Source organism: Paenibacillus sp. FSL H7-0737, assembly GCF_000758545.1.
In the GTDB taxonomy this organism is placed as follows: Bacteria; Bacillota; Bacilli; order Paenibacillales; family Paenibacillaceae; genus Paenibacillus_AQ.
Window position 1 is genome coordinate 5,608,400 of record NZ_CP009279.1, and the last position, 15,039, is coordinate 5,623,438.

Annotated in this window: 4 protein-coding genes; 2 read left to right on the top strand and 2 right to left on the bottom strand. The window is 46.7% G+C overall.

Annotation, left to right across the window (positions count from 1 at the left end; translation table 11 throughout):
- Nucleotides 1-21: 21 nt before the first annotated feature.
- Nucleotides 22-5,451: a WIAG-tail domain gene (locus tag H70737_RS29980; protein ID WP_052404407.1), complete on the bottom strand. Its 5,430-nt coding sequence runs from the start codon at nucleotides 5,449-5,451 to the stop codon at nucleotides 22-24.
- Between the two features lie 239 nt (nucleotides 5,452-5,690).
- On the opposite strand from H70737_RS29980, the gene H70737_RS24525 reads away from it, so the two are divergent.
- Nucleotides 5,691-6,785: a YheC/YheD family endospore coat-associated protein gene (locus H70737_RS24525; protein ID WP_042191513.1), complete on the top strand. Its 1,095-nt coding sequence runs from the start codon at nucleotides 5,691-5,693 to the stop codon at nucleotides 6,783-6,785.
- Nucleotides 6,786-6,871: 86 nt separating this feature from the next.
- On the top strand, nucleotides 6,872-7,663 hold the full coding sequence (asd, locus tag H70737_RS24530) for an archaetidylserine decarboxylase (RefSeq protein WP_042191516.1): 792 nt from the start codon (nucleotides 6,872-6,874) through the stop codon (nucleotides 7,661-7,663).
- A 73-nt stretch (nucleotides 7,664-7,736) separates the two neighbouring features.
- Here asd and H70737_RS29985 read toward each other — a convergent pair whose 3' ends face one another.
- Complete coding sequence (locus tag H70737_RS29985) at nucleotides 7,737-14,567, bottom strand: glycoside hydrolase family 3 N-terminal domain-containing protein (RefSeq protein ID WP_231573344.1); 6,831 nt, start codon at nucleotides 14,565-14,567, stop codon at nucleotides 7,737-7,739.
- Nucleotides 14,568-15,039 lie beyond the last annotated feature (472 nt).

Genomic DNA, 15,039 nt, shown 5'->3' on the forward strand with positions numbered 1-15,039 from the left:
TTTGTACATCATCATTGCGAATTAATCAAACACACGATCATCCACTACCGGTTTGGCTAACGGAGCGCCGATAGCAATCCAAGAGATGACCCCATAGAAATGCGGAGTTTCGCGCAAGCGCACCACTTGTATCACTGCATCTCCGTTGGCTCTGCTCTTCAAGGAAGCATAGAAATATGGTTGATTCGTCATGGCGACGAGCACATAACCGGTATGACCAAAGTTCTCATCGAACGATACGGTCACTTCCACACTCTCAGCATCCCCATTGAACATGAATGCTGTCATTCCAAACTGCTGAAGCGCTTCTCGCTTACCTGCAGTCTGAATCGGACTGAAGGATAGATGTTCAGCATTTACAGAATTCACTGCCAAATGAGCACCGTTTACTGCACCAGGAGCAATATGATAATCCTGAACGCTTTCTTCCTCTAGATGACGGGCTTGAATAGCGAAGGAAGAGATTTTGGAAGCCACCACCGATTCATCTTGAAGCTCTGTCGTCCCTACCGAACCATCAGCCAGATGAGAGGACTCAATACTTCCTGCCTTCAGCTTTACTCCATCGATGCTAGCATCAGGAAGCAACGCAGAGCTGCGTGTTTCATCCGCAAGATGCTCCAGTTTGATGATACCGGGCTGCAAATGCCGATCTGCCACGATCTGGTCAGCAAGATGCTCTCCGTACACACTCCATGGCTGTAAATGTGAAGCATTCACTGAACCTTCGGCCAGTTTTTCTTCGGTAATGCTACCTTCCGGCAACAGTTCGGAGCTACGAACCTCCTCTGCCAGATGCTTTAGGGTAATGCTGTTAGATCTAATGTGGCGACTATCTACCGTATCCCCTGCCAAATGACCGCCATAGACGCTACCAGGAGCCAGGTGGAATGATTGGATAGATCCACCCTCCAATTTCTCACCTGTGATACTGCCATCCGGCAAAAGATCTGCGCTAAAGACCTCTTCCGCCAGATGATTCAGGTTAATACTTCCTTGCCGGATATGGCGGCTATCTATCGTACCACCCGCTAAATGCCCCCCATACACGCTACCTGGAGCCAAGTGGAAAGCAGAGATGGATCCACCCTCAAGCTTTTTACCGGGAATGCTGCCGTCTGCCAGGAAATCCGAGCTACGTGTCTCTGATGCTAGATGAGCTAGTGTGATCTCACCGTAACGGATATGGCGGCCTTCTACTGCACCGAGGCTCAAATGACTGCCATCTACGCTTCCTGGTGCCAGATGGTTTGAATCTACAGATTCTTCTGCCAGCTTCTCACCGGTAATGCTACCATCTGGCAGAAATTCGGAGCTACGTGTCTCTGATGCTAGATGAGCTAGGGTAATCTCACCGTAACGGATATGGCGTCCTTCTACTGCACCGAGGCTCAAATGACTGCCATCTACACTTCCTGGTGCCAGATGGTTTGAATCTACGGATTCTTCTGCCAGCTTCTCACCGGTAATGCTACCATCTGGCAGCAATTCGGAGCTACGTGTCTCTGATGCTAGATGAGCCAGGGTAATCTCACCGTACCCGATATGACGTCGTTCTACTGCACCTGAGCTCAAATGACTGCCATCTACACTTCCTGGTGCCAGATGGTTTGAATCTACGGATTCTTCTGCTAGCTTCTCACCGGTAATGCTACCATCCGGCAGGAAATCGGAGCTGCGTGTTTCTGGTGCTAGATGAGCCAGGGTAATCTCACCATACCCGATATGACGTCGTTCTACTGCACCTGAGCTCAAATGACTGCCATCTACACTTCCTGGTGCCAGATGGTTTGAATCTACGGATTCTTCTGCCAGCTTCTCACCGGTAATGCTGCCGTCCGGCAGTAATTCTGAGCTGCGTGTCTCTGGTGCTAGATGAGCCATTGTAATCTCACCATACCCGATATGATGGCCTTCTACTGCACCCCAACTCAGATGACTACTCCCTACACTTCCAGGTTCAAGATGAATAGAACTAACGGATTCTTCTGCCAGCTTCTCACCGGTAATGCTGCCGTCCGGCAGTAATTCTGAGCTGCGTGTCTCTGGTGCTAGATGAGCCATTGTAATCTCACCATACCCGATATGATGGCCTTCTACTGCACCCGAACTCAGATGACTACTCCCTACACTTCCAGGTTCAAGATGAATAGAACTAACGGATTCTTCTGCCAGCTTCTCACTGGTGATACTACCGTCGGGTAACAATTCAGAACTGCGCGTTTCTTTTGCCAAATGAGCTAACGTAATCTCGCCATTTCGAATATGACGACCTTCCACTGCGTATGGACTCAAATGACTGCCATCTACACTTCCTGGTACTAGATGATTTGAATCTACGGATTCTACTGCCAGCTTCTCACTGGTGATACTACCGTCGGGTAACAATTCAGAGCTGCGCGTTTCTTTTGCCAAATGAGCTAACGTGATTTCACCATTTCGGATATGACGGCCTTCCACTGCGTCCGGACTCAGATGACTACCATCCACACTTCCTGGTATTAGATGATTTGAATTTACAGATTCTCTCGCCAGCTTTTCTCTGGTAATACTGCCGTCTGGAAGCAAGTCTGCGCTACGTGCATCTTTGGCTAGATGAGCTAAGGTGATTTCACCGTACCCGATATGGCGGCCTTCTACTGTATCCGGGCTCAGATGGCTGCCATTCACACTTCCAGGTATAAGATGATTTGAGTTCACAGATTCTTCCGCCAGCTTTTCTCGGGTAATACTGCCATCTGGGAGCAAGTCTGCGCTACGTGCATCTTTGGCTAGATGAGCTAAGGTGATTTCACTGTGCCCAATATGACGTCCCTTCACTGTATCCGAGCTCAGATGACTGCCATCTACGCTTCCGGCCATGAGATGAATAGAACCTACGGATTCCTCAGCGAGCTTCTCGCCGGTAATACTACCATTAGGCAGTAGCTCAGAGCTAAACGTTTCTTCTGCCAAATGAGCTAGTGTGATCTCACCATGCTGAATGTGACGACCTTCTACTGCACCCAGTCTCAGATGAGTTCCGTCTACACTTGCAGGTACAAGATGAATAGAATCTACGGATTCTTCCGCCAGCTTCTCCCCGGTAATACTGCCCTCTGGCAGCAAGTCGGAGCTACGTGCATCTTCAGCTAGATGAGCCAGCTTGATCTCACCATGCCCGATATGACGTCCTTCAATCGTATCCATGCATAGATGGCTTCCGTCTACACTGCCCGGTGAAAGATGCTGGGAATCCACAGCCCCTTTGGCCAGCTTAGACCCGCTAATGCTGCCCTCCTGTATTTGAATCGAAGAGATGGAATTAGGAATGATATGACCATTTCCGATGGACAACGGCCGGATATGCGCCCCGCCGATACTTCCCGGATTCATATGTCTGCTCTGAACCGCACTATCGCTAATGGATTTTGAATGAACTGCATTCACAGATAAATGCTCTGCCTGAACTGCCGACACTGCTAATTTACTGGAATCCACACTTCCATCAGCAAGCTTAGCCGATGTGACCGATAAATCACTAATCTTATCCGTCGATACACTTTCCGGGGACAGCTTTAACGATGTCACCACATGATCTGCCAGATGATGTGGCTGCACTGCCCCAGCGGCCAAATGAATCTCTCTCACCGCAGCAGAAGCCAGCTTATCTCCCGAAACCGAGCCGGACTGAATCGCAGCAGTAGTCACACTATTTTCTCCGAGATGTCTCCGTTCCACAGCTCCAGTGGCAAGATGATCTTTATCCACTACAGCATCCTGCAAGGCACGACCGCTCACGCTGGCATCTGCTAGATGTTTCTCCTCCACTGCACAAAAAGCGATATGCTCACCACTTACCACTTCACGAGCAATCGTACTTCCAATGACCGATCCTGCTGCTAGTTTAGCCGAGCTCACCACTCCGTCCGCTAACTTGGCGGAAGTAACGCTCTGTGGACGCAGGTGCTCCGCACCCACAGACTCTGAGGCCAGCTTTTCTCCAGTAACAGCACCAGAGGATAGATGTTCCGTATGAACAGCTTCATCCATAAGCTGCTCCGAGCCTACCGCTTCCGAAGCTAAATGGGAGTGGTTCACAGCCTCACGTTCCAGATGATTAGAGGAAACAGCTTGCATAGCAATTTGCGGTCCGCGTATGGCGGATTTGGCAATATGTCTGGTGGTTACAGCTTCATCTGCTAGCTTATGTGCGAGTATGCTTTGATCAGCGATTTTCGATGAGGTGACCGCTTGCTCAACCAGCTGTGCAGTACCTACCGCACCCTCTGTTAGCTTTAAAAAGGAGATACTTCGGTCAGCTAGATGGCGACTCGTTATTTCCCCGTCGCTGATATGGGAACCGTGTACGCTTTCTGCACTTAGATGGATGCTTCTCACTACTTCTGCACCTAGCTGCTTGGAACCAATAGCACCATCCGCTACATGTGCGCCTTCGATTACACCCGACTGGAGCTGCTCCTTGCCGATCAGCTTGCTGGCAAGCTGCCCTGGTCCGATCGCTCCCGGAGCCAAATGTCTAGCGGTTATCAAAGCATCGCTAAGATGGCGACCCTCAATCACAGCATCAGCCAGTTTGGAGCTGCTGATTTCACCATCGGCTATTATATCGCCAGATACCGCTGCATCAGCTAGCTTGGAACGGTCTATACTCCCGTTTGCGATGTGGCGGCCTGTGATGCTACTGCTTCCTATTTTCTCACCAGTAACCGCTCCATCTTCCAGTAGATCAGCCGTAATAATCAGATCGCTCAAATGACGGCTCTCAATTGATTTATCCGCAATTTGACCGCCGCCGATAATCCGATCAGCCAGCTTCTCTGGACTAATACTACCGTTCTTCAGCTTCTCTCCACTGATGGAATGATCCAGCAGTTTACCGCCACTTACGCTTCCTTCAGCTAAATGTTCACCCACAATGGATTCAGGCGCGATTTTCGAAGAAGTAACTGCCTTGTCCGCGATATTGATGCTCTGTACAGCGTAATCTTGCAACCATGGTGTACCAATAATGCCGAACTTCAGCTTAGAACCGTCAATGGTACGTGGAGCGATTTTAGCTCCTGTAACTGCTGCATCCGATAGATCATCTGTATAAACGGGCTGGAACCGCTCTTTTTCAGGAGCGAACCAAATCGTCTCAGGAAGATTATCCGCCTGTTTCTGAAGCTGCTCTTCCACTATAGGCTCTGGCTCTGGCTCTGGCTCTGGCTCTGGCTCTGGTTGCAGAACTGGTACGAAAATTGATTCCTCTTGAACGACTTCAGCGATTGCTCCTCCACTTACCTGAACATCAGCGAGCTCTGCTTTACTGACTCCGTCATTGCTGCTCCCCGAATCCTTAGAACTGCCTTTGCTTTCCAGCATGCTCAGTTCCTTTATATTGGGATTATCTACATAGTAGAGTCGTTTTTGTGGACTGCGCGGCTGCTTTTTTTTGGAACCCCTCACAAGCAGTCTCCTCCTTCCATCTATTGTTTCTCCTAGGCATCATATGCAGCGGTATAGGCTGATGACACCCTTTTGCGATAAGCCCTTAATAAGATTCTGATGAAATTTATACTTTCTTATATTTAAAAAAAGGCTTCTGCCGCCGCGCATTCGTCCACCCTGACATGCGGGTACAAACATACAATGACAAGAGTAGTAAAAGCGGGAATCACGTGACCGAAGAAACAGGAGGAACAAACATGGGGCATAAGCTCGTTGGAATACTACTAAATGCCGATATGCACCGGGGCGTTCCCCGGCTAAAAACAGGACAGGAGTCTCTATCCAACTATGAAGAGGCGGCCGCTGCATACGGCCTAGTTCCCTGCTTTCTGAAGCTCGCGGACATCGATACAGACTCAGGCTTCAGCGCCGCCTATATAAAGGGATCTCATGGATATAAAAGCGTAGTAGTTCCTACGCCAACTGTCATCCATAACCGAGCCATATACAGCCAGAATAGCCCAGGAATGCAACGTCTGCTGCGGCACCATCCTTTGGTGTACAATACTTGCAATCGATACGGCAAGGATGAGATCCATGAACTGCTTGAGCAGCATGAAGAGCTGCGTGAGGTTTTGCCAGCAACAACTGGCGTATCTGGACTCAAACAAATGATGAATCGTTACCCCGATCTTATTCTTAAACCTTGCCGTGGAAGCATTGGGAATGGGGTCATGCGACTGGTTCGTAAAGGGCCTCAGCGCTGGAGTTTAAATTATCTCTCCCCCTCCATGCGGCGCTGGATAAGCACTCCCGTATATCAGGGGGCGCTGCCAAAAATGCTCCGGGCACGCCTTGCCTCTGTCCCTTATCTCGTGCAGGAGCGTATTCCCCTTGCTGAGATTGGAGGACGTCCCTTTGATTTACGCGTCACCATTCAACGCGGCTGGGGAGGCGATTGGCAGGTTACCGGTCTCTTTGCTAAACTAGCACCCCCTGGGGGGTTTGTCTCTAATATAGCCCGTGGAGGAGAAGCGTTAAGCTCTTCCTTTGCGCTGGAAAAAGCCTTCTCTAGAGGAATAGCGGCCCATATCCGTATAGCTGTCGAAACACTTAGCCTTGTTATAGCTCGTTGTCTCGAGCAAGACCTTCCAGGGCTGGCCGATATCGGACTGGATATAGGCATTACAAAGGATGGTCGCATCTTCTTCATAGAATGCAATGGCCGCGACCAACGCTATGGATTTCACAAAGCCGGCCTTACGGAGATTTGGAAGGAGAGTTACCGAAGACCTATGGGATACGCACGTTTTTTACTAGAAAAGAACAGCCTCATATATAACAGTTATTGATTTGTCTCCTATTCTATGTCAATATAATGCAGAGCAGATGGCGGCCACATACGACCGTACTGCTGTATTATGGAAGGGAGATGGGCATGGTAAAACAATTGCTGCGGCTAATGACCGAGCTATCCTCGCACCGATGGCTTTCACGGTTAATGGGGTCTTTTTCTCATAGTAGACTCAGCCGTTTTCTAATCCCGGTATTTATTAAGACTTATCAAATCCCCTCCGCCCAAGCGGAGAAGAATCCTGGAGAATATCTCACTCTTAATGAGTTTTTCAGCCGCCGGCTGAAGCCTGGCATGCGGCCTATTGCAACCGATGCTGACGCTTTAGTTAGTCCCGTAGATGCAATGATTACTGCTATGGGTGACATTTCCTCTGGTACGATTATGAATGTAAAAGGGCAGGATTATAAGATCGAGGATCTACTAAATCATTCTCCGCATCTGGAGCTATACAAGAGAGGTTTTTTCTTCGTCCTTTATCTAAGTCCTACGGATTATCACCGGATTCACTCTCCCCTTACTGGACATAAGGTTGAGAGTGATCATATTCGTGGACGAGCCTATCCTGTCAACGATTTCGGCATGCGACATATGAAGGGCGTACTGAATCGCAATGAACGTCTTATCACGTATATCGCCGGAGACTACGGAGAAACCGCAGTAGTAAAGGTAGGCGCGATGAACGTCAGCAGCATCGGGTATACGGATGCTAACGCTACCGAGTGGCAAATCGGCGATGATCTAGCCTATTTCGAGTTCGGCTCCACTGTAGTACTGCTTATGGAGAGCGGTACTTTTACCCCGAGACCCAAGCTTGAGGTCAACACGAAGGTAAAGATGGGGGAATTGCTGGGGACGCTACATCGGCCGCTTTAGTAAAGCTACGAAATAACAAAATAAGGGTATCCCTAACCGATTGAAAATCGGCGCCGGGATACCCTTGTTTTGTTTATTTCACTTTAGAGCTTGTTACGCTAGCATAGTAATCCAGTACATTGTTGATGATCACAGCTGCTTCAGCTCTTGAGGCCGAAGCTGTCGGATCCATTTCTCCACCGCTGCCTCCATTTACAATACCAAGATCTTTGAAGACATAGACCGCTTCTTTAGCATAACCCGCAATAGAAGCATCATCTGGGAAGTCATGGTTAGTCGCTTGCGGCAATTCAACATTCAGTTTCTTCAATGCATTGAATAGAATTAAACACAGGTCCTGACGGCTAATGCTGCTATTAGGAGCAAACATGCCATTACCGATACCATTGATCAGTTGATTAGAAGTCCCAATCTCAACATAGTTTTGATACCAAGCATCTTTCAGAACGTCAGTAAACTGCTTTTGATTCTCGCCCATGCTAAAGTTGAAGCTTTTTACTACCATGGCAACAAACTCGGCACGGTTTACCTTCCCACTTGGATCAAAGCTTCCGTCTGTGCGTCCGCCGATAATATTTCTCTCCACCAGCGCTGCAATCGCAGATTCTGCCCAGCTAGGAATTAGAGTAGCATCTTTAAACTTATTCTTAAGCTCTTGTCTGATTAGCTCCGGTGTCTTCGTTTTTCCATCTGTTTTTGGAGGCTGCTGTTCTCCAGGTTTTACGACTTCTCCAGGAATCGATGGTACTGAAGGTACCGCTGGGGTAGTCGGTGTTGGTGTACTTGGTTGACCACCAGCTCCACCGCTGTAAGGTTTAACGATCACAGAGATCTGTACCTTCAGGCCAAGTGGATTAGCTATACCCTCAGGGAAGACAAGATCCCCCTTGATGGTGTACGTTCCTTCCGTATTACCGTTATAGCCTTCCTTGTTCCACTGAACAGAAACGACCTTATTCATCCCGGTATTCAGGGTTACTGATACTGAAGCTGGTAGCTCCAGTGCGTCAAAACTGGTACCATAAGCAACGCTTTTACTTGCTAGTGCTTGCACTGCCGTGATTTCTGGTATCGTAATGACCTCCGGTAGTACTTCGATCGTAATGGATGCCTTCAGGTCTTTGGGATTGCTGACACCTTCCAGAGGTACTAGCGCTCCTTTCAGGATATAAGCTCCTTGCTTATCGCTATTGTAACCTTCACTATTCCAATCGATGGATATCGCCTTTGTCTCACCGTTGTTCAAAGTAGCTATGACCGATGATGGTAGCTTCAATCCATTAAATGGAGTGCCGAATGGAACGCTCTTACTTTCCAAATCCTGCACTGTGACAATCTCAGCGACACGAATCACTTCCGGCATTACCTGAATGGTGATGGAAGCTTTCAGATCATTAGGGTTGATCATTCCTTCTTCTAATACCATAGTACCGCTCAGCACGTATGATCCTTCCACATTGCCGTTATAACCAGCAGGGCTCCATTTAACAACAAGTTCCTTCTGCTCATACGTATCAAGCGTTACTGTAGCTGAAGACGGCAATTCCAACTTATCAAAAGCGGTGCCAAATTCAACATTTTTGCCCTCCAGCTTCTCAACTTTAGTAATCTGGATAGGTTTAGTGCCTTCTGGCAGTACAACCACTGTAATAGAAACAGTTTGATGGGTACTATTCAATACCCCCTCAGGAAGCTCAAAGCTACCTGCCAGCGTATAACTCCCCGCTTTTCCACCGTTGAAATCTTTACTATCCCATTGTACAGGCAAGTGAATTACCCTTTTGTTGCCCAATGTAGCTTCCACTGTAGCTGGTAAATTCAATTCTCCTGCAGCAGTTCCGAACGGCACACTCAGCAGTTGCGGCTTAACAATCGATATAATTTCTTTAGCATGGGTATCTTCTGTCCATTTGGCATAATACACCGTGCTTATGTTCATTACCGTGTCTACGGTTAATGCATCACCGGTCCCTTCTTTATTATCAAACCAGCCAGCAAAAATGTAGCCTTCACGTTCCGGTACCCGAGGTAAGGTGCTTATTGCTTCACCTTTAAATGCGGTTACTTTGGTAGGAGCCGGTGAGTCCAGATAATTCTGATCGAAGGTGACTTCAATCGGATCAGCATAAATGAGTTCAACATATTGTAAATTTGCATTTAATCCGTTAAAAATCATATACACATTTTGTTTTCCAGTCACTTTGGTTCTGTCTAGGAAGGTTTCCGCTGTCAAATAATGATCAATGTAAGAATTTCCAGGCGTTTGTTTGGTGCTTGCCATTCCATAATTCCCCCAAGCAGCGCCTGCTTTCTGAGCAAAACTAATGCTTGCAAATTCATTACCAAGTTCAAAAGAACCTCCGCCGCTGTAAGCATCAGCGTATGCTCTTCCTTGTGTAGTAGCTCTTTTAACTGGTTTACCCGTATTGTCAGCCTCTGTATAGAATTTAAAAGATGGAGACGATCCGCCTTCACGGGCATACTGCACTCTTACTTCCACAAGATTAGTCAAGTCAACCTGACCGAAATAAACAAGGTCATTAGAATTGACATAACTCATGGCGTCCGTACCACTTTCGAATCTGAACTGGGTATTCGTTGCATAAATCCATGGTGCATTATAAGGATAGATTCTGATACCGTTCTCTACTTTCAGCGTTTCTCTCGGAGCAATATTGATTGGCATAGACGATATGCTCAAATCTGTTATAGCCGCCTTCAAGGAAGCTATGGCTTCTGCAACAACCTCGTCATTAATCGGCTCAGCAAGAACAGCCTTAACCTCATCCAGCACAGTGTTGAATTTGAGCTTTTTGTAAGCTGTGTATGCATTCATATCGATATTTTGAGCAGCCTTGATATCCGCTTCTAACGCCGATGTGTCTACATTGTCCTGCTTCAGCTGGAAGGTTAACCAGTTCAGGTCAATACCAGCACTCTCAAATACAATTCTAAGGGTATGCTCACCCGCCGACAGCTGAATATCAGGGATTCTGAAGGTTTTCCATACCCCTTTAGTCGTGGTGAGGTCGAAGGTACCCAGTAGCTTATCGCCATCATAGATGCCAAAGGACATTTGGGCGACATCCGATTGGCTAGAGCGAATTCGTGATGTGACTTTGTACATGCCTTCTTTCTCTACATTTACCTTATAGGAGATGGCTTCTCCCTTACTTGTGTTGGTGTAGCATAATCCACCGTCTACGTCATTACTGCTTACTGGCGTGATTATCGGAGTAATGGAGGCAAATTCCGTCTCAGCTACCTTCAATTTAGTATTTTTCCCAATCTTCTTTACTGCCAAAGCTACATCACTGTTGATTCTGACATAATCAAAATCAACAACAAATGGATCTGTGAGATTCTGACTTCCATTAGATGCAAGTAATCCAAACTTCGGATTGGCATAATTCGCAGTTGTACTGCCAAGTGAAATATATTCCTTGCCGTCAGCGCTGACATAACCGGAATAGCTGTTGCCTATTTTTTTCAAACGTAAATACAGCTCTTTCTTTTCTCCAAAAATACTGGTGAGCTGACTGGCAGACAGTTGTCCGATGGTAACAGGCTCCGTACCTCCGGTTTCTTTGGTCATACCGATGATCTTGCCGCTACTGTATTCATACTTCACCCAGATATAGTTATTGTTATCCTGTGAAGCCGTGATGCCGACGCCGTTATAATTTTGATTTGGCGCTTTGCTCATATTAATTTTCACTGTTGCTTCCCAGTTGCCGAAGGCCTCCTGCTGGAAATAGTTCTTCAAATCTGCATGATCACTCCAGAAGTCGCCTCTTTCAGCGATGATTCTCAAATTGCCGAGAGCAGTGCTCAAAGACCAATTTTTGTTGTTTTCTGTATTGGTAGCAGTCTCTTTATTAATCGTCCAGAAGTTGCTTAGATTTGTACTATCGAACTCATCGCTCTGTGGTGTCGTACCAAACTGTATCACATAGGAATTCGCCTGATCGGAGCTGATACATTTGATCGTCACTCTTTTATTGATGAGATCTACGTTGGCCGTTGCTTTTACACCATCATTCGTTTCAAACGTAACTTCAGGTAAAGTAGCCCCGTTACTGAGACCTACATCATAACTGAACCTAGTCTGTGCAAACCCCTCAAGCGGCTTACCATCAATCGAGATATTCTTTAAATAAGCATAGGTCGGATTCTCAAAAATCGGTTCCAAGCCTTCCTCCGAAGAGAAAATAACCTTGTAGATCCGTTTCTCTCCTCCGGCCGAAGCAGTAATTACAGCAGCCGGTCTATCTTTATCGGCTTGTCGTATACTTACGTCTACACCAGCTATCGCCGTAGCTTTGACTTCAGGATAGCTGCTAGTTTCAGTCGTTTCACCAAAGGCTTTATAGTCGAGTTTCAATGGATTAAATATTTTGATCTTTTTGCCGCCAACCGTAATATCAGAGAGCTGTGGATCTCCTGATTTGTCCGTATTCACCCGGAACCAATCTCTTCCCGGCGTATAATTGACCACATAATCAATCTTTGCCGTTCTTGCAAAGGCTGGAGATTTCATCAAAAAGCTCGTGATATTCTTGGCAGAACGCTGCAATTCTCCCAGGGTCAGACTGCCGTTAGCAAGCGATGTCATCGTATTAAAGGTACTGTTATTCCGATTCTTATGCGTTTCTGCATAATCGTTCGGAATTACCATGTAAAGGTCATTTTGGGCACGGACCATGGCTTTGCCGTTGGTTTCATCATAACGATTGGTAGTGGCATAGAAGCCCTGATCCTCACTCATCTTCGCCCACCAGTCTGTCATGACAATCCCGTCAAAGCCCCATTCTCCGCGGAGGATGGTCGTATTCAGGTCATAGTTACTGGAAGCCCAAGTTCCGTTTACCGGACCATAGGACGTCATCACTGAACGCGCCTTTCCACTCTTCACTGCCATTTCATAACCTTTCAAATAAATCTCGCGAAGCGCTCTTTCAGAGACAAGTGCATTCACAAGATGTCTATCCGTTTCCTGATTGTTCGCTGCGAAATGCTTAATAGTAGGCGATGTACCGTTCTTCTGAAGACCTCTTGTCTGCGCAGCAGCCATGATGCCTGTCAGTAACGGATCCTCTGAAAAATACTCAAAGTTTCTTCCGTTCAGGGGACTTCTGTGGATATTGATTCCCGGTCCAAGCAGCGTATCGATATTGTTAATCAGCATTTCTTTACCTAGAAGATTGAACAATCTTTCATTTAGCTCGGTGTTCCACGTACAGGCAAGCATCGTCCCGTTCGGGATACTGGTTGCCTTCTCTGCATTGGTCTCCATCCGGATTCCTGAAGGACCGTCGGCAGCACTGTCGATAGGGAGTCCGAATTTCAGCAGATTTTTAGTGACACCACCAAAAGCAGCAGCGGTTCCGGCAGTAACTTTGGGGCTGGACATCCCTTCCCCTAAAATAATGGCCCCCAGATCGTTGTTGGACAATTGTGCAATGAACTGATCCATAGTCACTTTCTGATTGTATACATCCAATAAGGTATAGCCCTTGTCCCCAGTTTGTGGAATGGACGCAGGGAGATTTTGCTTGATTCTTTCATCCAAGTCGGTAGTCCGTGTCGGTACCTTTTCAGTTACAGTGGTAAAAGTACCATTTTCATTCGGTTGTCCTGGTTTGATACGATCAAATTCCTTAGTTGGCGCGAGCGCTTCCTGCAGGGTTTCTACAACCTTCAAAGCATTAAGGCTGTATACTCCTTGCTTTTCGCTGTCAGTTACACTGTTGCCTACGTAAATATTATAGTCACCAGCTTCTAAAACATAAGATGAATCATGACCTGTAATTCCACTATCATCATATGAGGCCATATCTTTGGTGTCATATGTGATGGTGATCGACTGTGATTCCCCAGGCTGTAACAGCCGGGTTTTAGCAAAAGCAGCAAGCTCCTTGGCTGGCTTGCCAAGTTTACCTTGTGGTGCACCGTAATAAATCTGTACAACTTCTTTGCCTTCCACCTTACCTGTATTCTGAACAGTTACAGTCACTGCAACCTCATTCTCACCAGCGTTGACATTATCAGTCGTGATCTTGAAATTGGTATAGGACAGTCCGTACCCAAATGGATAGAGCACCTTATCCGGAGCAAGGGTCTCAAAATAGCGGTAGCCTACATAAATATCCTCACTATAAGAATTCTCAGTTTTGCTGCCAAAATGTGCAGTAGAAGGATAGTCAGCAAGTGTAGCTGCAATCGTATCGCTCAATTTTCCGCTTGGCGTAACATCTCCGGTCAGTACGTCGGCTACTGCGCTACCGCCTTCCATCCCCCCTTGCCATGTGTACAAAATAGCAGCTTTGGGATAGTTTTTAGCCCATGACATATCGATAACGTTGGCTACGTTCAATACGATGGCCACTCGGTCGAATTTGGCATAGACCCGGTTGAGCATGTCTACTTCAAGGTCTGTCAGCTTATAGGCACCCTTGACGTCCGTATTATCCTTATCTTCACCGGCTGTTCTGCCGATGATGATCACAGCTGTATCCGTTTTTGCTTTTGCTGCATCCACAATCTCATCGGTTAAAGGCATTTCTGCCTGTGACCATGGCTCTGCTGCCCAGCCACCACCGCCATTGTTGAAAGGATTCTTTTTGATCCAGTCGGCGTAGACCTTCGCCAGATCTTCATTTAACTTGAGACTGGGATTGTTCCGAAGACCTTCCAGAATCCCATTCACATAATCTACTCTTACCGCACCGCCAGATCCTGTGCCTGACTTGTAATAATGCGCTTGTATGCGGCCAAATACCGATACATTTTCACTCATCTTGATAGGGAGCACTTGTTCATTCTCATTTACTTGTGATCCTGCTGGTTTATACTCCGGATTTTGCAGCAGCACAATACCTTCAGCGGCCACTTCTCTGGACACATCCGCTAATCCCGGGAGAACCTTAGCCAAAACGGGAGAACTGGTACTAGGCGTTATGATTGAGGTTATCAGAATGCAGCAGAACAATATCTTAAGTAAGCGATTACAATTTTTCCTCATACTTATCACCATTCCTTTCGATTAAGGTACAGCTTAGGATAATGGGTCATCGTAAAGAGCGAGATTTCAATTAAAAATTTCTAATGCATAAACGTTCGCTTCATAAACCAATAGGATGATTTTACTTTCAGGAAGGAGTTATTCTCTAAGAGCGCTAGCCGCTGTGGAGTAAGGCTTATTCAAGCATCAAGTGTGTTACTGATTAAATCTAAACCGGTTTAGATTTTTCGCATAATTCTCCTAACTCATACTTACAAATTAAAACGTGCGAAAATGTTCATTAATTCCTCCTTTACTTTTTAAACTTACATTGAATACTATCATCAGAAATATCATCCTAACATAGAAAATC

What these genes read in the sequence shown, in the direction of transcription:
- H70737_RS24525 (WP_042191513.1), top strand. Translation starts at nt 5,691, where the DNA reads ATGGGGCATAAGCTCGTTGGAATACTACTAAATGCCGATATGCACCGG.
- asd (WP_042191516.1), top strand. Translation starts at nt 6,872, where the DNA reads ATGGTAAAACAATTGCTGCGGCTAATGACCGAGCTATCCTCGCACCGA.